The following is a 17304-nucleotide window of genomic DNA, read 5'->3' on the forward strand; positions in this document are numbered from 1 at the left end:
GAAGTATTTCTATCAAAATGTACTTTTTTCAGCACAGCCTAGAGACAACCATACAAGCTTTCTTTTCAATAGATTCATAGTATAAAAGCATCCCTTCAAGGGTTATCCAATATTCTGTTTTTTGAGAGGATGATTCGATTGGCTTTTACAACCGGTTATATGACGAACACTAGAGATTTTGGTACTGCCTGCTCCAATGTTGTTGTGAACTTGGTCAATGAGGACACAGTAAATGCGGCAACCGTGACCATCCAAATTTTTTTCTCGCTTGTACCGGATACCAAGACACCACTGTATGTGACATCGGTTAACTTGCCTGCAAACTCCATTGCCCGCCGTACCTTCTTTATACAAGGGGTTCTTGCCTATGAGGTACAATACAACGTGGCCTCCGCTGCTCCAGCGAATGTCGTGCTCTCCAACTTTGGACTGGATCAGTTTGGTAATGTTGTACAGGAGCACCGTGTTCTCCAGTCCGAGCTGACCACAATCCCTGCACTGTCCCCTGTTATTTAAAAGCCACCCTGTTCCAGTGCCTGATGCAATCTGTGGGTGTAATACACGTAATTCCATTCTGGCGGTACGGACTGAACCCCTCGTCCGCTGCCGATGGTGGAATGGTCATCTGTATAGTAGGAAAAGGCATGTGTATCCTGTAATGGGCGCAACAAATCCGTGAGATACAGTAGATCCGTCACGGCAATATAAGGTTTGACACCGAAGCATACAACAAAGCGAGTCGTGGTTTCACCAATAGCCTGAACCAGTGCTTCCTGGATCGAATAATGCTGCCGTGATGTTACGATTAACCGAGGGTCGAGCATCATCGACAGGAAAGCGCTAGCTTCCTGTTCTGGCGTTAAATCCAGCAGCCGTACCACGCAATTGCTGTAGTGCTGCTCCAGCAGATTATCCAGCAATGATTCAGCTTGAGCCATATCCGTGACAGGCATTAAAATCGTCATTTCAAGTGGGATGCCCCGGCGTGCTCTCGCCTCATACTTGGCGATTTGGAATGCGCGCCGCCAGCGTCGGTGCTCCTTTTGGCTGTGTAGGCCGGCCGATACACTAAATGTGGAATTCACCCGGTAATCCATCAGGATCTCCGGGATGAATTTCATATTGCACGTCTCGGTCAGCCGCAGCCAGTAATCATAATCCTCAACGGGTTGCAGCCGATAGCCGCCAATCTGGAGGGCATATTTGCTTTTGTACATAAATGAAACCCCAACAATGCTGGCGTTCAGCAATTCGTGATGTGGCTGACTTTGGTACCGGATCAACGCCTGTTGATGCTGCTCGTCATACAACGGGTTCCCATATGCGTCAACCTGGCGGAAGGTAGAAAACACAAGACCGAGTGAGTCTGGCCCCTGCTTCAGCTCTTGCCGCAATCGTTCAATAAAGGAAGCATTATAAACATTGTCGCTGGAGACCCAGGTCACATACTTGATCCCAGGATCTTTAAACAACTCATCGAATCCCCGGTTTAGGGCGTGGGATACTCCTTGGTTCTGAGGGAGTGTAACCAACTGAACGCGCGGGTCTCCCATTGCTGCATAGAGCGCTGGCCCCACCATTTCCGGCGCTCCGTCAATAACAATGATGAAGCGAAATCCCCTGTAGCTCTGGGCTAGTACGGATGAGATTGCAGCTTGCAGATAGCCGATATCCTGTTTGTACAGTGGCATAACAATCCCCGTATCTACCATATCAATCCCCCCTGACAGACTTTCGGCTTCATGAGGATAAACCACTCAATACCTGACTGAAGCGATCTCGATAACGTGCTTGGGTGATGTTGTACTCCCGCTCCACAGCGGGCCAATATTTTTTGGTTCCCATTTCATCATGCCAACGGTAGTTAACCAAGGACTCGTTCAGAAAAGGAAATGGATATCCCGCCAGCATCACGCGGTACCACATATCCAGATCATGTGTGTACGGCAGCAATTCATCAAACAAACCGATATGTGCAAACAGCTCCTTTTTAAACATAACCGTGCATCCATTGACCGGATTTCCTTGTTGAAAAAAACGGTAAAACTCCGTCATAGACGGAAACACGGCGGCTGCCTGGTAGCTTGTGACTTGGCTGTATTGATTGATGAAATTGAAGTTGGTATGGGAGATGTACGCACCGTTTTCCACCATAAAAGAAACCTGATTGTTAATTTTATCCCTATGATAGGTATCGTCGGAACTGAGCCACGCAATATAATCGCCACTGGCATGTCGGATACCATGATTCAGAGCGCTGGCTGTTCCACCATTGGATTTACCTAAATAATGTATATAAGGAAGATAGGCCTGAAGCATATCAACATGTTCCGTGGAGCCGTCATCGACGACAATAATCTCGAGTGGGCCATAAGTTTGCTCTAGTGCACTTTGCAAAGCCTGATCCACATATGCACAGTTATAAAAGGGAATGACGATCGTTACTTTCGGTCTCATATCGTTCCTTCCTTTCCGGCTCGGCGGTATTGAATCATATCCTCCAGAGATTGCCTCAGCTGTATGGTCGGCTTCCAGCCCATGTCCTCCAGCTCTTTCGCACGGTATGCCTCGGTAGATGCTGACTCTGCCACATCCCCCCATTGTATGGGAATAGATGTTTTGGCCAGCGCAACCATACGTTCCACGATATTGCCCAGTTCCACAATGCGGCCTGTGCAGACCGAGTACACTCGGCCTGGCACACCCTGTTCCAATAGCACACCGTATGCGCGAACGGCATCACGAACGTCGAGAAAATCACGTTGCGCATGTCGGGAAGATACCCGGAACGGGACAGTTTCAGTTGCGGACTGCCCCTCCCTACGTTCCGTCTGAACGATATACCCCGCGAGTAATGCACAAAATCCGGTAGATGGACCCGGACCGATCAAGTTGCAAGGCTCTGCCAGCATGACGGATTGTTCGAACAGCGCGCCCCACGAGAGCGCGACTGCCTCTTGAAGGCTTTTGCTAAGGCTGTATGGATGTGTTGGATGATACGGAGCCTGCAAAGCCGTCTTTAGCCGAGAACCCGCCACGACAATTCTGGCTTTGGGGAAAGGTCGCAGTACATCGAGCAGATACAGGGTGGACAGTACATTGGATTCCATGTATAGCAGGGGACTCTCCCAAGATTCAGGGACGGAATTTTTACCACCCAGGTGAAGCACATAATCCGGAGCAATCTGTCTAATTACTTCGCCCAGACGTTTCTTGTCGAGCAAGTCACACACATAAGGCGTAATACAGTTGCGAGTCTCCGCCTCTGGGCTGTTATTTTCATCATCGCGATCCAGTAAGATCAGTTCTGAGACGGAAGCGGCAGTGCGAGTCAGCGCCGCTACCTCCCAGCCGAGCTTTGCAAAATGGCGGCAGGCATGCATCCCGGTATAGCCCGCCGCTCCGGTAATGACTATGACAGGCCGACGTTGTTCCGCTGTGCTTCCGTCCATTCCAGCAGCTCCTTCAGCATGATGCTGTAGTGAGGAACATCGTAGAGCAGATCGGCCCGGGTAGAACGAAGCGTCCGGTCCTGCACCGGCTCATCTTTCGGCACGATCCGAATATCCTCCCTATTCCAGATGTCTTTGAACAGCAGCAGCAAATCGTGCTTGCTGATCGGTTCAGGGTGAACCAGATGAATGAGTCCGTCCAGCGGCTCATTCATCTGCACCTGTATCGCCTTTGCTAATTCCAGCGTCGTAACCCCGTTCCAAAAGACCCGGCGATACCCGTTAACGTCTCCGCTCTGCTGCAAGAACCAGTGCAGCAGACCAATGCCACTGGGCCGAATTTCCGGCCCGATAATGGAGGTACGGATAGTCAGATGCCCTGCGGCCTTTACTTCTCCGAGTATTTTCGTCAAAGCATAGGCACTTGTCCCATCGGGTTGATCCGTCTCCTTATATAAACCAGGTACCCGATTTCCCTCGAATACGCAATCCGTGCTGATATGAACCAATCGGGCACCGATACTGTCCGCTGTCCGCCGGAGAAGATGTGGCAGCAACCCATTAATTTGGTATGCTGCAATTTGATCCTCCCCGGCATGCTGATTCAGTACACCTACCGCGTTAATAATAACGTCTGGCCGTACACTCCGTACCAGCTGCTCCACCATAAAGCTGTCCTTTACATCCAGCAGCAGACCACCTTTATTTTCGGGATCACGGGTGGTGTAGAACACGTTATACCCGCTCTGGTTTTGGAAATACTTCACCAGAACATGGCCCGCCATGCCGTTACCACCCAAAATAAGCAGCTTCATTTGATGAACCCCCCGCTTTGGAGAATGCTGCGAATCTCCTCTTTCGACATCAAATTAAACTCCGAACTAAAGCTGCTGAATGACACGGGAGGGCACTGATTATAGCGGTCCTTTAATTGAGGAATATTCAGCGTTGGGAGAATGACCAAATATTGCTCGTCATAGACTACCGTCGTCAGGCTTTCAAAATCGCTCATCAAAATCTCATGAATTTTCTCACCGGGACGCACACCTTTTTCTACAATTTCTACGTTTTCCACACCTGAATCCTCAATGAGCACCTCAGCCAAGTCCAAAATACGGCAGGTTGGCATGGTCATGATAAAAATTTCCCCGCCAACACTTTCCACCGAGGCTTTGAACAGGAGACTGATCGCATCACGCAAGGTTAGGAAGAAGCGCGTCATGTTCATATCTGTGATCGAAACCTTGCCCTTTTGGCGAATCTGACTTTGGAACAGATGCACCACGCTTCCATTTGTGCCCAAAACATTACCGCCGCGCACCGTCACGAAACGTGTATCGCTATTCAGCAGATTGGCGTAAACAATCAGTTTTTCTCCTATTGCCTTCGTCATGCCGTAAAAATTGGACGGATTCGCGGCCTTGTCGGTCGATATATAAATGACTTTCTTGACCTGATTAACGACAGCGGCCTCGATTACGTTTTGAGTGCCTACGACATTGGTTTTGAGTGCCTCGTAGGGCTGATCCTCACAGACGGGCACGTGCTTGAGCGCTGCCAAATGAAATACATAGTCCACTCCTTGACAAGCGGTAGTCAGCGCATCCTTATCCCGAATATCTCCAATACAGAAGCTGAGTCGTTCATCCTCAAACTGCCTGTTCATGGCAACCTGACTGGATTCTCCGCGTGAAAAGATAATGACCTCTTTGGGGTTACGCGGCAGTAACTGGGCAACCAGCTCATGCCCCCAGGAGCCGGTACCGCCGGTAACCAAGATACGTTGGTTTTCAAACATGCCGTTTCCCTCCAAGCAGAAATTTAACTACCTTATCCGACACATCTTCCACCAGATAGCCCGCGGGACATTGCCACTTATGGGTCATCCCGGTCATTATGGCTACCGCGTTTGCTATAACCTCGCCATCAAGGCCGGACACGATATTGCTGCCGCAATCTACCGTTTCCGGCCGTTCAGTCGTCCGGCGCATCGTAACCGTCGGCACCCCCATGACACAGCATTCTTCCTGTACGGTACCACTGTCCGTCAAAGCGCAGCGGGCATGCCGCTCCAGCAGAACGAAGTCAAAAAAACCGAACGGTTCGTGAAATTCCACTAGCGGATCAAGCTGGATCGGCGGATGGCTTGCGATCCGGGCGGCAGTCCGGGGATGAATACTGCAAATGACCCGCTGCCCGAACTGCTGGGCTACCCGGTTAAGACCATCTAAAATAGCCAGCAAATGCGGTGGATGGTCGACATTTTCGGCTCTGTGGGCAGTGACCAGGAAATATTCTCCCGGCGACAGTCCCAACTTTTTCAAAATCCCACTACCGGTTACTTCTTTCTCATAGTGCTGCATTACTTCGTAGATCGGATTTCCAGTCAGTATGATTCGTTGGCTTGGGAAGCCTTCGCGTAGTAGGTGCTGCTTGCTTTGCTCCGTATAAGGCATATTAATGGTAGATATCGTATCAATGACACGCCGGTTCTTCTCCTCCGGCACATCCAGATCATAACAGCGGTTCCCCGCCTCCATATGCACGACCGGATAACCCATACGTTCCGCAAGTAAGGCACATAGAGCGCTGTTCGTATCACCGAGCAATAGCACATGATCGGGGCGTTCCTTGTTTAAAATATCCTCCATCTGCGAGTACATGGCGGACAACTGTTTGCCCAGTGTCCCCGCTTTCTCCTGAAGTACATAATCCGGGGCACGCAGTCCCAGTTCGCGAAAGAACTGCCCGCTCAGGCTTTCGGTGTAATTTTGGCCCGTATGCACAAGCACATGTTCATCTGCATGGCGGTCTAGCTTCGGAATGATCAGGCTGAGCCGTATAATCTCCGGTCTTGTGCCGAGCACGGTCAATATTTTCATGGTTTTGGAACCCACCTTTGCTGTCGTTGTTTCATTGAATTGTGGCGTTCAATGAAGGATAGCCATCCAGCAGACTGGCTGTGCTCCAGCTTAACGTTCATCTCAAAGGTCCGGCGTAGGTTCACCCGGACCGTTGTTTTGTATGCTGTCCAGCCTTGAGTGTGACTCGCTTCGGTTTGTGCGCGTTGTGTCGCCGTGACCGGTGCTTGATTTTCCGCTTGAGCTTCTGTCTGGACTTGGTTTTCGGATAAAGTCCCTTCGACAACGGGAACCCGTGAATTTTCTTAAGGCGACTCTTGCCGCCGCTTCTCTTATACCTGCGATTCCGAAGTCTGGTACGCTTGCGGCCCTTTGGCCATCTCGCCCGAATACTACGCTTGCCGCGGGGCAATTCGGGTGGTGACTCAGGTAAAGGGGGTGCTGGTTGTGGCAAGCCCTGAATGGCTGCATATTCGATTGGCGGCAGACCCAGCACAGGCAGCTGACACACCACCGATTCAGGAAATTCTCGAATCGTGCTGGTATAACCCTCCGGTATAGCGGTGACCTGACGCAGCCCTTCGCCTTCCCTCGTCCATACAGGTCCACCCGGCTGCTGAATCAACGGGAACCAATGCGGATGATGACATACCCATTGACTGACCATGAGGTGCATACTGCTTCGGTAGGAATCAGGTCCGTATACACGTGTAGCTGCACTGTTGTTACGGACACCAATCCGTTCCAATTCCTCGGGATGATCGAGCAGATAACCCACTTTTTGCGCCAGCATGTCGCTGTTGCCCGGCTCTACCAAAAAATCTGTATTTCCGGTAGCCTCCATCAATTCCACAAGTCCACCCTGCGCAAAGGCTACTACGGGCTTACCGTAAACTAGCCCTTCCAGGGCGGTCAGACCAAAGCCTTCTTCCACCATACTTGGGATCACAACAATATCCATTGCGCTATAGGCCGTTGACACGGATTCCTCGAAAGAATTGAACTGGAAGCGGCGGCTATAACGAGATTGGCGGATTAAAGAGACACATTTTACGTAATATTCCGAGTCCACCGAGCTGCCGATGATCCAGAAACGACACCGCGAATTGGTTTCGCACAGCTTTAGAGCCATTTGGACAAAAGGTAACAGCCCTTTGGCTTCGTAGATAAAGGAAGAAATATAACCAATGCAAATATGAAAATCCCGCAGCCCCAGTTTTTCACGTTTCCTTTTCCGTTCCAGCACATGCTCTCTGGGAGACGGCATATCCATATCCCGGCAGGGAGACAACACCGTATGCGGACGTGTCAGTCCCCCACCATGCAAAGGACGCATTACAGCTTGAGAAATGCCGATGACCCATTGGCTATAGCGCTCAATGATAGAAACAGAAACTGGCGTATGCGCATTCTGGTTAATGACTTCGGTAATTTTCCAGATCACCGGAATATTAAGCTCATGGGCAGCCATTGCAGGCATGACGTTCACACAGGTATTGACCAGCACCACATCAGGTCGAGCATGCCGAAGCATCTGGAACAACGGTGCATACGCCACATGGGTCCGCAAATTCTCCGCATCCTGCGCCAATCCCTCATATGGGGTATACATGCCATGCAGCATGAACAGATTCTGTGTCAGAACGGTGATTCCGCGCTTGCGGGCCATTGAGGTCAGCCGCCCTTCACCAGGCGTTACGAGAATACAATCGAAGTACGTACGCATATCTAGACAAAATTGCAATAGCAGCTTCTCGGCCCCCGTAATACTGCGGACGTTGCTAACATGGCTGAATAACATCATTTTCGGCTTGATCGGAGTTCACCTCCTTTAAAATAGCAACCACCGGACGTGTGAATCACCTTATGGAAATATGACCGACAACAGTTGGTCAATCCGGTGACCATACGTGTGCTCCCGCAGGGTTCGTTCCAGAGCACGCAGAGCAATCTCACGACGCTCCTTTTCATGCGTCAAATAAAACTCAACCTTCTCCAGCAGTTCCTGCTGAGAGCTGTAGGTCTCTATCTCTTCCCCTGGCTTGTAAAAACGAGCCAGATCATCTCTTGTATCTGTCAGTTGCAACGTGCCACTGGCAGAAATTTCAAACGTACGCGGATTGGGCGAAGCCCCCGGAATTTTCAGTGAGTTGTTGTTCACCGAATCATCCTGATGGGAACGATGAAGATTAATTACGATTTTGCTGCCGTTGTACGAATCATTGGTCTCGCCCGGAGACATCCAGCGACCCAGCTCAATTTTGTCGCCATACGACTGATAATCTGGGAGACGATCCCACCAGATTCCGTTGATTTTAATGTTACGAGCCATGAGCTGCGGCATAATCGGATTAAAGAAATAGATGCGGTTCCAGTAGGCTGAGCCTGTAAACCCAATCTCACGTCGTACCGAAGCGGGCGAGCTGAGGGGGAAATAGTGAGTCAGAAATGCTCCAAAGGGCAAATAGTGCACAGACGTGCAACCCAACTGACGGTACAGCTCCATGCAGTTCATTTCTAACGTGAACACATAATCATAATTCGTAACGATTTTGGTCGTCGTGTCGGTGTAATACGGATCGTCCGTTAGCCAGATGGCGGTGGGGATGCCCAACTGGCGTACCGCAGTAACCTGCTCCAACGGAAGATCCATTCCATCCAGTGCCAGCATCAGATTCGGACGGAGCTGAGCGGCAATATCTCCTACCGGCTGACGTGGGTCTGTTACGGTAACCTGAGCCGTCATGCTCTGCAATGTGGTAATGACCGCCTCATCCAGCGGAGAATACGGAAGGCCTTTGCCTGAGACGACATACAGTACATGGATTTGTCGAAAAGGGAAAACTGCTTTCATCCGCGCAACAATTGCGTTAGCACGGCCGCGCAGATATCCTTCGTCGTATCCGTCATGCAATCCCGCAGTTCTCCCCTTTTCCCAGGAGGCTGCCGCCGTCTGGTGAACAGCCGGGTCATACGGTCCTGTCGTAGATATCGTCATCACTTTCACTCCTCACTGTTTATGGTGTTTACTTTAGGCCATCGCCTTGTCCAGCAGTTCTTCCATGCGATTGGAGTACATATGCTTTTGCATAGTCGTGTACAATGCGCGCCAGGCCATGCGTTCGCGTTCCCAATCATGCTTGAGATAGTAGTCCAGCTTCACTTTCAATTCATCTGCTCCAGAGAAAGTTTCAATGTCATAGCCTGGTCGGTAATAACGGCTCAAATCCTTCCGAACATCCGTCATTTGAAGCGTGCCACAAGCAGAAATTTCATATGTCCGAGGATTGATGGACTCCGCTGAAAGCTGGTGTGTATTCCGATTATCCAGTCCGGGGTCTGTCGGGCGGTGCATATTGATGACAATTTTGGAGCCGTTATAATATTGAGCGGTCTCTTCCGGCTCCATAAAGCCCGGACGGATAAAGCGTTCCAGCACATCCCGCCGGGTCAGCCGATCCCAGTGCCCACCTACGATCAGCACTCTTTTGTCCGCCAAGAAGGGAGCTAGGTGGTCGAATAGCTTCACACGGTTCCAGAAGGCATTTCCAATGAAACAAATATCATGCTGATGCTCCCGCTCTACCCGCCGAGGATAAAAGATACGAGCTGACGCAGCCAGCGGCAAATAGTGAACCCTCGTTACTCCCTGATCGCGATAAAACGGCAGGCAAGAAATTTCGTGCGTAAATACGACATCGTAGGATTGACAGATCAACGCCGTATCCTCCGTAAAGTAAGGATCATCTACAAACCATATGGCCGTCCGAATGCCTAGGGCTCGTATTTGCTGTACCTGCTCCAGATGATCCGCCGGAAAAACATGCAGCCCGTTCATGACCAGCACGAGGTCTGGACGTTGAGCCTCGGCGTCAGCTAGCATCGTAGCAGGCGTACCGATGGCGCATGAGCTGCATATTTGGCCTAATGCTTCTTGCACACCTGTGTCTATAGCTGCGAAACCTTGCGGAATATACAACACTTTCAAATGACGAACAGCAGGCTGTATGGCCACGACCTGTGACAGAGCAGCCGTGCAACCGCCCATTCTGCGTCCTTCCCGATAGCCGCATCGGTACGCTTCGCGTTCATTTCCGCTTTGTTGATCGTTCACATCCTTCACCCTGTCCTGTTGTAGGATAAACTTCTGTCACTCCTAAACTATATGCGGAGGGGTCAAACGCATCATGGACGACTGCCACTGCCCGGACAAAATTGGCGTTTGCCCGTCCAACTGCCGAACCGCAAATAACCCCGAAGCTGTGTAGCTTCGGGGGTTAGCTGTCATGGATGTTCTGCATAGTTTACTGAGCCTTGTAAGCGACCTGGTGTCCATCTTCATAACCTTTGGCAAAGCCTGAATTGAAACCCTCGTTGTAAGCTGCATCATACCCCTGCTGAAATGCCTGCGGATCATGCTCCAATGCAACAGTCCCGGGCTGTGGATTCTCCGCAGAAGGGACTGCCACCGGGTTAGCTTGAGGTTTTTTTCGCCGCCGCAAAAGAGGATGTCTTCTACGTGCAGAATGATGTCCTCTTTTACGGCGTCTTAGAGCAAGCAGACGTCTTCTTCTCCGTTTTAATCTGCGAATGCTGGAACGCCGGGCATCTTTACGTCTTTTGCGGGCTTTTTCCCGAGTGGCGCGTTCCCACCTTGTGCTCATTTTCATTCCTCCTTTGCTTTCTCGTGGTGGTTTCATTTTTCTGAACAGGCACATGGAGCCACGGCTTCGTCGGTTTTCCATATACCTGTCGTCTTAATGGAATACCCGCCAACATTTGCGTGATTTCGCCCTGGTAGTTGCTGAGTATACGAATGGTTTCTTCCAGACGGGTAGCCGACATATCCGCATGGGGCGTCAAGTCCGCAAGACTGGTCAGCATCCGGGCAACGGCGTGCTGGCTGGCAGCAATAGACTCCATTATATCCAGCTTGATCTCACGTTCACGCCTCATGCTCATTAGTTCATATCCCCCGAGCCCATGCCTCCCATCATCCCTTCCATGCCGCCACCCTGCTGCTCATCCTGATCCAGCAATGCTTTGAGATTGCTGCAAAGACCAGTCTGAAGCCGCGTTAATCCCTCCAGCATTTCCACCATTTGCTCGTGAATCTCCAAAGGTCGCCCCAGCTGTTCTTCATCGGTGTCAAAGGCGTGGGGCGCCAGATGGTTCAGCGCCCAATTACGCACTTTTTCTGCTTCGACCGCCTTGGCCTCCAGGATCATAGACACATTCCGCTGCATTTTGGAGGCCGCGTCCAGCATGTGAATCATTGCTTGTTCCCTACTCATGTGTTCACTCCCTGCCCTCGGTTGTTACGTTACTCCTCTTCCGGGTATGCCGTTTCCTTCACGACACGAACGAGCATTTCAGCCATTGCTTCCTGAAGATCGGCAATGCCGTTCAGATAGGCCACAATGCTTTTGTTTACTTGTCCCGAGCTGTCGAGAATGCCCGGAATTCCGTCAAAACGCGGCTCCTCATCTGGCAGTTCATGTATGATCTGCGCCATGCGCACAACCACCTGCCGTTCCGCATCCAACAACCTCGACATCTGCTGCTGCGAGTGCGAAATGTGGATCAGCAAATTATCTAACTCGTTATGCATAAGCCCCTCCTTTATGTGCTCCGCCGTGCGGAACGCACGAATTACCTACGGGCTTTCCGCTACTACAGCGTATGCCGCAGCGAGTAGTCGGTTCCGCCTAAAAGCGCCTATTCGATCATCACAAATGCCCTCGCAACACTGGTGGAGCAATAATAGGCTGCTTCTCCGTCAATGCCGACAATTCTTCGGAGGACAAAAATTGAATTGGATAGTCCTCAGCCCGCCAGCTCATCACAGCGTAGAGGGTAAGGAATGGTCTTTTCCAGCCGTTGCCGATTTGGTACAGTTGCCCACCTTCAGCATACAGTAACTCGATCCAGCGCTTACGTTGAGCTGGGATATGAAGTGTGGGCAACATGGACATGTTCCCCAGCTCAGGAGCCGCCAGCACAGGCAAGGGTTCCTCTGGCGACTCAGCTACAGGTGCATCAGTGCTGCCGGAAACTGTGACCTCCGGCTTCCCTACCAAGGGAAGTGCCAACAAGTCCAGCTGAGACAATCTGACAGGTTGCACGTTTTCACCTCCCGCAGCACTGACTCCATGCAGATACCGCCTTCTTCCCGGCTCTAACCGAAATACTACACCGGACGGTCCCTGAACAATCGCTCCGATGGGGTAAAAGCTTGCCGCTGATACGTGTGTTTCCTTACCTGTTGAGATCTGGCCGTCCGTCTCCGCTGTACTGAATTTCAGGTTGTGGAACAGCTTATCCGCATCCCCCCACTTTTGTACAAAAAAGGATCGGTTCCGGCTGCTTTCCTCCATTGAACCGCTTGTTTCGGTCGTTAGAGGAAAACCATACACCGTATCCCGATCTCTTTCTTCATAATGGATAAAAGCATCTCCGGCAATTGCCATACGTATCCCCAACAAACGCACACGCAGTAGCCAATCTGCATGGGCCTCCTCAATACTGTGGCAGCCTTCGTCCCAGTAGCCCGTTTTTTTCAGTGTCTCTCTGCGCAGCAATAAACAAAATCCAGCCAAGCTTTCGGTCTCTCGCCATGCATCCGGTTTGGGAACATTGAAGGTCATGGCAAATTGACGTGCTCCATTATCGTTCATATCAGGAACCTCGATCTGCTGTTCTTTGAATGGACCATTCGTTACAGGCCCAACAACACCCATACACGGATCGCTGTGTAAACACCCTAACAACCGATCCAACCAGCCGGGGGTCACCATGGAGTTTTGATCCAGTACCACAATAGTAGTGCCTTTTGCCATCATCAGCCCCTGATTCAGGCTACCTATCATTTGCACATCCTTTTTTAACAGCGCATAACGCACAGCGATGCTTTTACGGAGCAAATAGGTGGATGTCCCGTCCGTCGAGCCGCAGTCCACTACAATAATTTCGTGAGGATGGCTCGTATTCTCCTCAATACGGTGAATGCATGCACGGAGCTGTTGAAGCTGATTGCAGGACGGAATGATAATACTGACGCCTTCAAATACTTTGCCGAACGAAGCCTGACCCAACCTGTTACCTTGCTCCTGGCCCCTTTTATATCCTGACCAATAGCCTTTCTTTCCGAGCCGCTTGCTGTGTTTCCTTTGCATATTCAGGCGTTTCATGCCGTTCACTCCTCCGGGTGGCATTATGCCTATACTATATGCCTGGCCCGGTAGGATGGTGTTTCATTGAGATCAAGGTAGAAGTCCTTTCATTTTCAATCCAGCTTCCTGAAGGGAATCGAAGGTTCCTGCGTCGCTCCAATAACGCCGTAAAATATCATATTCCAGCTTGCCTTCAGCGGCATAACAGTTGTTAACATCCGTGATCTCAAGCTCACCACGTGCCGAAGGTGTAATTTGCCGGATCTTATCGAACACGGCAGTATCGTACATATAGATACCCGTAACGCAGTATTTGGATTGGGGATGCTGTGGCTTTTCTTCAATCCGCGTAATGCTCTCCGGACGCTCAGGATCAAACACGGGTACCCCGTAACGACGAGCATCTGCCACCTTTTTCAACAACACTCTGGCGCTCCCCGGGGGCTGTTGCTTGAATCGTTCGATCACAGGTCCCAAGTCTTCCTTGAACAAATTATCACCTAACAAAACAGTGAATTTCTCTTCTGCCTGCATATAGCTTCTTGCCAGTTCGAGTGCTTCTGCAATGCCGCCCGCCTTTTCTTGAATCCGGTAGGTCAGTTGGACACCATAATCACTGCCACTGCCCAAAAAATCGGTATACAGTCCGGCCGATTGTTTACCAATAATAATAAGCATATCCGTAATCCCAGCCTGTCGCAGCCTCTCGATACCATATACGATCATGGGATACTTGCCGACCGGAAGCAGATGCTTGTTGAGTAATGTAGTCAACGGATGAAGGCGCGATCCGGTTCCTCCTGCGAGAATAACCCCTTTCATATCTTCCTTCCTCCTTCGACAGCATGTTCAGTGCATACACCCCCAGCGTTTCCAGTTTCGATGAACATTCTGGGATCTATGCTCCATTTCTCTATAAATAAACGATAGTTCCGCTCGATCAGCTCTTCGATCCAGGAAGTTTCCGAGCGTGAGAAGCTCGCATTCCCCTCGTGATAGACAAAACAGTCGTTGCACATGAGCAGCTTGTAGCCATGCACACGTGCGCGCAGACAATAATCGTCATCCTCATAATGTCCGGGACTGAACCGTTCATCCAGCAATCCGATCCGTTCCATCAGATCACGCCGGAATAACAAACAAAATCCGACCAACCGCTTAACCTCCTGCCACCTGGAGGGATTACTTACATTATTCTGCTCCGCATATCTCAGACAGCTGGCCAAATCTCCTTCCAAGCCGTGTATCTGCTGAATACCGCTGACGCAATTCGTCACCGGTCCCACCAATCCCACGATGCTTTCGCTCTGCAATGCGGCCAACATATTCGATAGCCATCCCCGCGTAACCGTCACATCATTGTTTAAAATAACGAACTGATCACCCGAAGCCAGCCGGAGCCCCATATTACATGCTGCTGGAAAGCCCCTGTTTTCAGGAAGACGTATGCTGATCAGCCGCTCGGATGCGCAAAAATCATCCGTTCCGTCATTCGAAGCGTTGTCCACAACAATGATTTCATACGGTACATCTATCGTATGTGTCCGAATCGCCTCAATACACGGCTTTAACAGATGCAGGCCGTTATAAGTCGGAATAATGATGCTCGTCAGACTCATTGTGCATTCCTCCCTTTGGCAACGTCTACCCGTGTTGGAACAGGCCCGAGCGGGGAATACCCGGCTACCTGAAACACAGCCGTCAGTGCCTCTGCATGATCACCGACGATCAACTGTTCCATAGCGTTCCCTTTGCCAACATTGAAGGTCCGCTTACGGTTTGTTTTAATGACATCGACAGCATGTACTGCCGCCACGATCATGCCATACAGAATTGCCATGGCGTGGGCTTTTGGCGGTACGGCAAGCACGGCTGAGCCAAGCTGATCCAGTAAACGCCGAGATAATGCATGCGGTACGGCGGTCAATGAGCTTGCTCCCAGATCCGGCCTGCGCAGTACGCGATTCAGGAATGCTTTGCACCGTGTCACGCTGTCTTGCTGGGCATAGGGGGGCAAATGTCTGCCCAGATCATTAAGCGCAACATCCGTTCCCTGATCCACCGCGTGGAGAAAAGGCAGCAAATCAGATGCTGAAATCGGCAAATCTCCGTCCACGAACAGCACAATATCAGCCTGCGTCATACGCGCGCCTACTGCACGGCCAACATCATGCCCCAGTCGATCGGGCACGTTGACGAGAGTCACATTAGGATGATGTTTGGCTACGGTGGAGCGCGTGCCGTCCGTGCAGCCGTTCAATACGACAATGATATCCGTAAGCGGAAGTTTTTCCAGCTCGCTCAGCACCCGGTCAATCGTTGACTCTTCATTACAGGCGCTGACCACGGCCGCTGCGGTTCCCTGTAATACAATATCTCCCGGAACTTCGCGTTCCACAGGCGGAGTCACTTTGGTCATTCCTGTTGCCCGAGGTGTGGGCTTTCTCACCCTACGGCTATGCATTGAAGTCGTCGTTCCTCGTTTTCGCTGAACACGTCTGATCCCCCAGCTCGGTTCTTCACGCTTCCCTCTGCGATACGGTCTACTCACAGTTTCACCTCGTCTCTGATCCGTTTGCGCTCCAAATCCGTAAAGCCCGCACGCGTTCCCAGATGCGATGTAAGCCAGGCAATGGCATCCAGATGATCCTGAACAATTACACCTGCCAGCGGGTCCTTGCCGTTCTGTTTTTTACGTGTCGCATTTATTTTACCGACAGCTATTCCATATACAGTCACCACTCGTAACCCGGAAGCGATGGACATAGCTTGAAATAAAGGAGGTTTCTCCAAGGGCTTTGGACCTATTTTGTTTAGAGCCTTTTGACTAATGGCGTGTGGAATGCCAGTCATAGATGCCCCCCCTAAATCAGCACGATTCGACAAGATATTCAATACATGCTTTGCCTCCACTACAGGATGTACGGGCGTATGATTCACAGGTCCATGGTAATCATTCAGCACCACATCCGCTCCTGCACATATGGCGTGTATAAACGGCCGGAGTCTAACGCAGGGAATGACGATATCCCCATCCAGGAAAAGCAGGATCTGTCCGGATGCCGCCTCCGCTCCAACACGACGGCCAACATCATGTCCGAGCGGTTCCGGGAAAGAAAGTACACGAGCTCCCGCCGCTGCTGCCACCTTCGCCGTTCTATCGTGTGATCCGTTCTCAACGACGATAACCTCTGTATGTGGATGGACACGGCGCGCCTCGCGAATCACAGCTCCGATTGTTTTTTGCTCATTCATGGCCGGAATAATGACAGATACGAAAAACTTTCCCACTGATGACGGTCCAGATGGTCGCTCTTCGCCGATCTGTGCCCCTCTCTCCGTGTCGAGTACCTCCCTCATGGCAGGGGTCTTATGCATGTTCGGCATTCGTAACGGCAGCCACATCTTAGAATGATAGTATGCGCCGGAATGCCGCCTCCGTTTGATCTTGTATCCAGCTCTTCCCTGCTTCTTCATGCTCCCGTCTCACCTCCCTTCCTGCTGTATAGATGGACAGCATGATTAGGACAGTTCAACATAACCTATGCGGTCCAAAAGCCGTGTGTAACGGCAAGCGTGGAGTCTTTTCGACATAGCAATTTTCGACTTTATTTTACATAACTTATTAATCCTATTAAATAAGTGAGTTATTAGGGTCTAAAGATTCATTTTGGATAAATTTGTGACATAGATCTTCTCGTCCGTCATTCTCTGTGCTAATATCAGAGCCAGATGATGGGAGTTCAAAAAATCAACATTAGTTTTTTTTGCATAAGTCATTTTTTTCCATTATCCACCATTATTCTATTTTCTTTATAT

The 17304-nt window shown here is 50.6% G+C and carries 19 protein-coding genes; 1 reads left to right on the plus strand and 18 read right to left on the minus strand.

Annotated features, from left to right (window positions below; all coding sequences use genetic code 11):
- Positions 1 to 129: 129 nt before the first annotated feature.
- The gene (locus tag NSQ57_RS19575; protein ID WP_231109445.1) at positions 130 to 516 is read left to right on the plus strand and encodes a hypothetical protein; all 387 of its coding nucleotides are present in this window, start codon (positions 130 to 132) and stop codon (positions 514 to 516) included.
- On the opposite strand, the gene NSQ57_RS19580 is transcribed toward NSQ57_RS19575, so the two are convergent.
- The 18 genes from NSQ57_RS19580 to NSQ57_RS19665 all read right to left on the minus strand — a co-directional run bounded on the left by NSQ57_RS19580 (position 513) and on the right by NSQ57_RS19665 (position 16962).
- On the minus strand, positions 513 to 1712 hold the full coding sequence (locus NSQ57_RS19580) for a glycosyltransferase (protein WP_069012648.1): 1200 nt from the start codon (positions 1710 to 1712) through the stop codon (positions 513 to 515). The two genes, NSQ57_RS19575 and NSQ57_RS19580, sit on opposite strands and share 4 nt — an antisense overlap.
- 28 nt (positions 1713 to 1740) lie before the next feature.
- Positions 1741 to 2457, minus strand: coding sequence for a glycosyltransferase (locus NSQ57_RS19585; RefSeq protein WP_029518287.1), 717 nt, complete (start codon positions 2455 to 2457; stop codon positions 1741 to 1743).
- The gene (locus NSQ57_RS19590) at positions 2454 to 3452 is read right to left on the minus strand and encodes an NAD-dependent epimerase/dehydratase family protein (RefSeq protein WP_340933050.1); all 999 of its coding nucleotides are present in this window, start codon (positions 3450 to 3452) and stop codon (positions 2454 to 2456) included. The genes NSQ57_RS19585 and NSQ57_RS19590 overlap by 4 nt, the downstream gene beginning before the upstream one ends.
- Positions 3413 to 4267, minus strand: a complete 855-nt coding sequence (locus NSQ57_RS19595; protein ID WP_069012647.1) for an SDR family oxidoreductase — start codon at positions 4265 to 4267, stop codon at positions 3413 to 3415. Before NSQ57_RS19595 ends, NSQ57_RS19590 begins: the two co-directional genes overlap by 40 nt.
- Positions 4264 to 5250 (minus strand): polysaccharide biosynthesis protein, encoded by a 987-nt coding sequence (locus NSQ57_RS19600; protein ID WP_029518284.1) that lies wholly within the window; start codon positions 5248 to 5250, stop codon positions 4264 to 4266. The genes NSQ57_RS19595 and NSQ57_RS19600 overlap by 4 nt, the downstream gene beginning before the upstream one ends.
- Positions 5243 to 6334 (minus strand): UDP-N-acetylglucosamine 2-epimerase (non-hydrolyzing), encoded by a 1092-nt coding sequence (gene wecB / locus NSQ57_RS19605; protein WP_340933052.1) that lies wholly within the window; start codon positions 6332 to 6334, stop codon positions 5243 to 5245. Before wecB ends, NSQ57_RS19600 begins: the two co-directional genes overlap by 8 nt.
- Positions 6335 to 6455: 121 nt before the next feature.
- Positions 6456 to 8117: a glycosyltransferase gene (locus NSQ57_RS19610; protein ID WP_340933054.1), complete on the minus strand. Its 1662-nt coding sequence runs from the start codon at positions 8115 to 8117 to the stop codon at positions 6456 to 6458.
- Between the two features lie 60 nt (positions 8118 to 8177).
- Entirely contained in the window at positions 8178 to 9311 is a 1134-nt protein-coding gene (locus tag NSQ57_RS19615; protein ID WP_029518281.1) for a glycosyltransferase, read from the minus strand.
- A gap of 33 nt (positions 9312 to 9344) precedes the next feature.
- Positions 9345 to 10436, minus strand: a complete 1092-nt coding sequence (locus tag NSQ57_RS19620; RefSeq protein ID WP_029518280.1) for a DUF3880 domain-containing protein — start codon at positions 10434 to 10436, stop codon at positions 9345 to 9347.
- Between the two features lie 181 nt (positions 10437 to 10617).
- A complete protein-coding gene (locus NSQ57_RS19625; RefSeq protein ID WP_039272662.1) occupies positions 10618 to 10977 on the minus strand; it encodes a hypothetical protein in 360 nt (119 codons plus the stop codon).
- A complete protein-coding gene (locus NSQ57_RS19630; RefSeq protein ID WP_039272663.1) occupies positions 10925 to 11275 on the minus strand; it encodes a hypothetical protein in 351 nt (116 codons plus the stop codon). Before NSQ57_RS19630 ends, NSQ57_RS19625 begins: the two co-directional genes overlap by 53 nt.
- On the minus strand, positions 11275 to 11607 hold the full coding sequence (locus tag NSQ57_RS19635; protein WP_029518277.1) for a hypothetical protein: 333 nt from the start codon (positions 11605 to 11607) through the stop codon (positions 11275 to 11277). The genes NSQ57_RS19630 and NSQ57_RS19635 overlap by 1 nt, the downstream gene beginning before the upstream one ends.
- A gap of 29 nt (positions 11608 to 11636) precedes the next feature.
- The gene (locus NSQ57_RS19640; RefSeq protein ID WP_340933056.1) at positions 11637 to 11924 is read right to left on the minus strand and encodes a nucleoside-diphosphate sugar epimerase; all 288 of its coding nucleotides are present in this window, start codon (positions 11922 to 11924) and stop codon (positions 11637 to 11639) included.
- A gap of 118 nt (positions 11925 to 12042) precedes the next feature.
- Positions 12043 to 13503, minus strand: a complete 1461-nt coding sequence (locus NSQ57_RS19645; RefSeq protein ID WP_340933058.1) for a glycosyltransferase — start codon at positions 13501 to 13503, stop codon at positions 12043 to 12045.
- 72 nt (positions 13504 to 13575) lie between these two features.
- Positions 13576 to 14307, minus strand: coding sequence for a sugar phosphate nucleotidyltransferase (locus tag NSQ57_RS19650; RefSeq protein WP_029518275.1), 732 nt, complete (start codon positions 14305 to 14307; stop codon positions 13576 to 13578).
- Entirely contained in the window at positions 14304 to 15104 is an 801-nt protein-coding gene (locus NSQ57_RS19655; protein WP_342425187.1) for a glycosyltransferase family 2 protein, read from the minus strand. Before NSQ57_RS19655 ends, NSQ57_RS19650 begins: the two co-directional genes overlap by 4 nt.
- A complete protein-coding gene (locus NSQ57_RS19660; protein WP_340886309.1) occupies positions 15101 to 16036 on the minus strand; it encodes a glycosyltransferase in 936 nt (311 codons plus the stop codon). The genes NSQ57_RS19655 and NSQ57_RS19660 overlap by 4 nt, the downstream gene beginning before the upstream one ends.
- Positions 16033 to 16962, minus strand: a complete 930-nt coding sequence (locus NSQ57_RS19665) for a glycosyltransferase (RefSeq protein ID WP_069012640.1) — start codon at positions 16960 to 16962, stop codon at positions 16033 to 16035. Before NSQ57_RS19665 ends, NSQ57_RS19660 begins: the two co-directional genes overlap by 4 nt.
- Positions 16963 to 17304: the final 342 nt, after the last annotated feature.

This window comes from Paenibacillus sp. FSL L8-0502 (genome assembly GCF_038593055.1).
In the GTDB taxonomy this organism is placed as follows: Bacteria; Bacillota; Bacilli; order Paenibacillales; family Paenibacillaceae; genus Paenibacillus; species Paenibacillus polymyxa_D.

What these genes read in the sequence shown, in the direction of transcription:
- NSQ57_RS19575 (WP_231109445.1), top strand. Translation starts at nt 130, where the DNA reads ATGATTCGATTGGCTTTTACAACCGGTTATATGACGAACACTAGAGAT.
- NSQ57_RS19580 (WP_069012648.1), bottom strand. Translation starts at nt 1,712, where the DNA reads ATGGTAGATACGGGGATTGTTATGCCACTGTACAAACAGGATATCGGC.
- NSQ57_RS19585 (WP_029518287.1), bottom strand. Translation starts at nt 2,457, where the DNA reads ATGAGACCGAAAGTAACGATCGTCATTCCCTTTTATAACTGTGCATAT.
- NSQ57_RS19590 (WP_340933050.1), bottom strand. Translation starts at nt 3,452, where the DNA reads ATGGACGGAAGCACAGCGGAACAACGTCGGCCTGTCATAGTCATTACC.
- NSQ57_RS19595 (WP_069012647.1), bottom strand. Translation starts at nt 4,267, where the DNA reads ATGAAGCTGCTTATTTTGGGTGGTAACGGCATGGCGGGCCATGTTCTG.
- NSQ57_RS19600 (WP_029518284.1), bottom strand. Translation starts at nt 5,250, where the DNA reads ATGTTTGAAAACCAACGTATCTTGGTTACCGGCGGTACCGGCTCCTGG.
- wecB (WP_340933052.1), bottom strand. Translation starts at nt 6,334, where the DNA reads ATGAAAATATTGACCGTGCTCGGCACAAGACCGGAGATTATACGGCTC.
- NSQ57_RS19610 (WP_340933054.1), bottom strand. Translation starts at nt 8,117, where the DNA reads ATGATGTTATTCAGCCATGTTAGCAACGTCCGCAGTATTACGGGGGCC.
- NSQ57_RS19615 (WP_029518281.1), bottom strand. Translation starts at nt 9,311, where the DNA reads ATGACGATATCTACGACAGGACCGTATGACCCGGCTGTTCACCAGACG.
- NSQ57_RS19625 (WP_039272662.1), bottom strand. Translation starts at nt 10,977, where the DNA reads ATGAGCACAAGGTGGGAACGCGCCACTCGGGAAAAAGCCCGCAAAAGA.
- NSQ57_RS19630 (WP_039272663.1), bottom strand. Translation starts at nt 11,275, where the DNA reads ATGAGCATGAGGCGTGAACGTGAGATCAAGCTGGATATAATGGAGTCT.
- NSQ57_RS19635 (WP_029518277.1), bottom strand. Translation starts at nt 11,607, where the DNA reads ATGAGTAGGGAACAAGCAATGATTCACATGCTGGACGCGGCCTCCAAA.
- NSQ57_RS19640 (WP_340933056.1), bottom strand. Translation starts at nt 11,924, where the DNA reads ATGCATAACGAGTTAGATAATTTGCTGATCCACATTTCGCACTCGCAG.
- NSQ57_RS19645 (WP_340933058.1), bottom strand. Translation starts at nt 13,503, where the DNA reads ATGAAACGCCTGAATATGCAAAGGAAACACAGCAAGCGGCTCGGAAAG.
- NSQ57_RS19650 (WP_029518275.1), bottom strand. Translation starts at nt 14,307, where the DNA reads ATGAAAGGGGTTATTCTCGCAGGAGGAACCGGATCGCGCCTTCATCCG.
- NSQ57_RS19655 (WP_342425187.1), bottom strand. Translation starts at nt 15,104, where the DNA reads ATGAGTCTGACGAGCATCATTATTCCGACTTATAACGGCCTGCATCTG.
- NSQ57_RS19665 (WP_069012640.1), bottom strand. Translation starts at nt 16,962, where the DNA reads ATGAAGAAGCAGGGAAGAGCTGGATACAAGATCAAACGGAGGCGGCAT.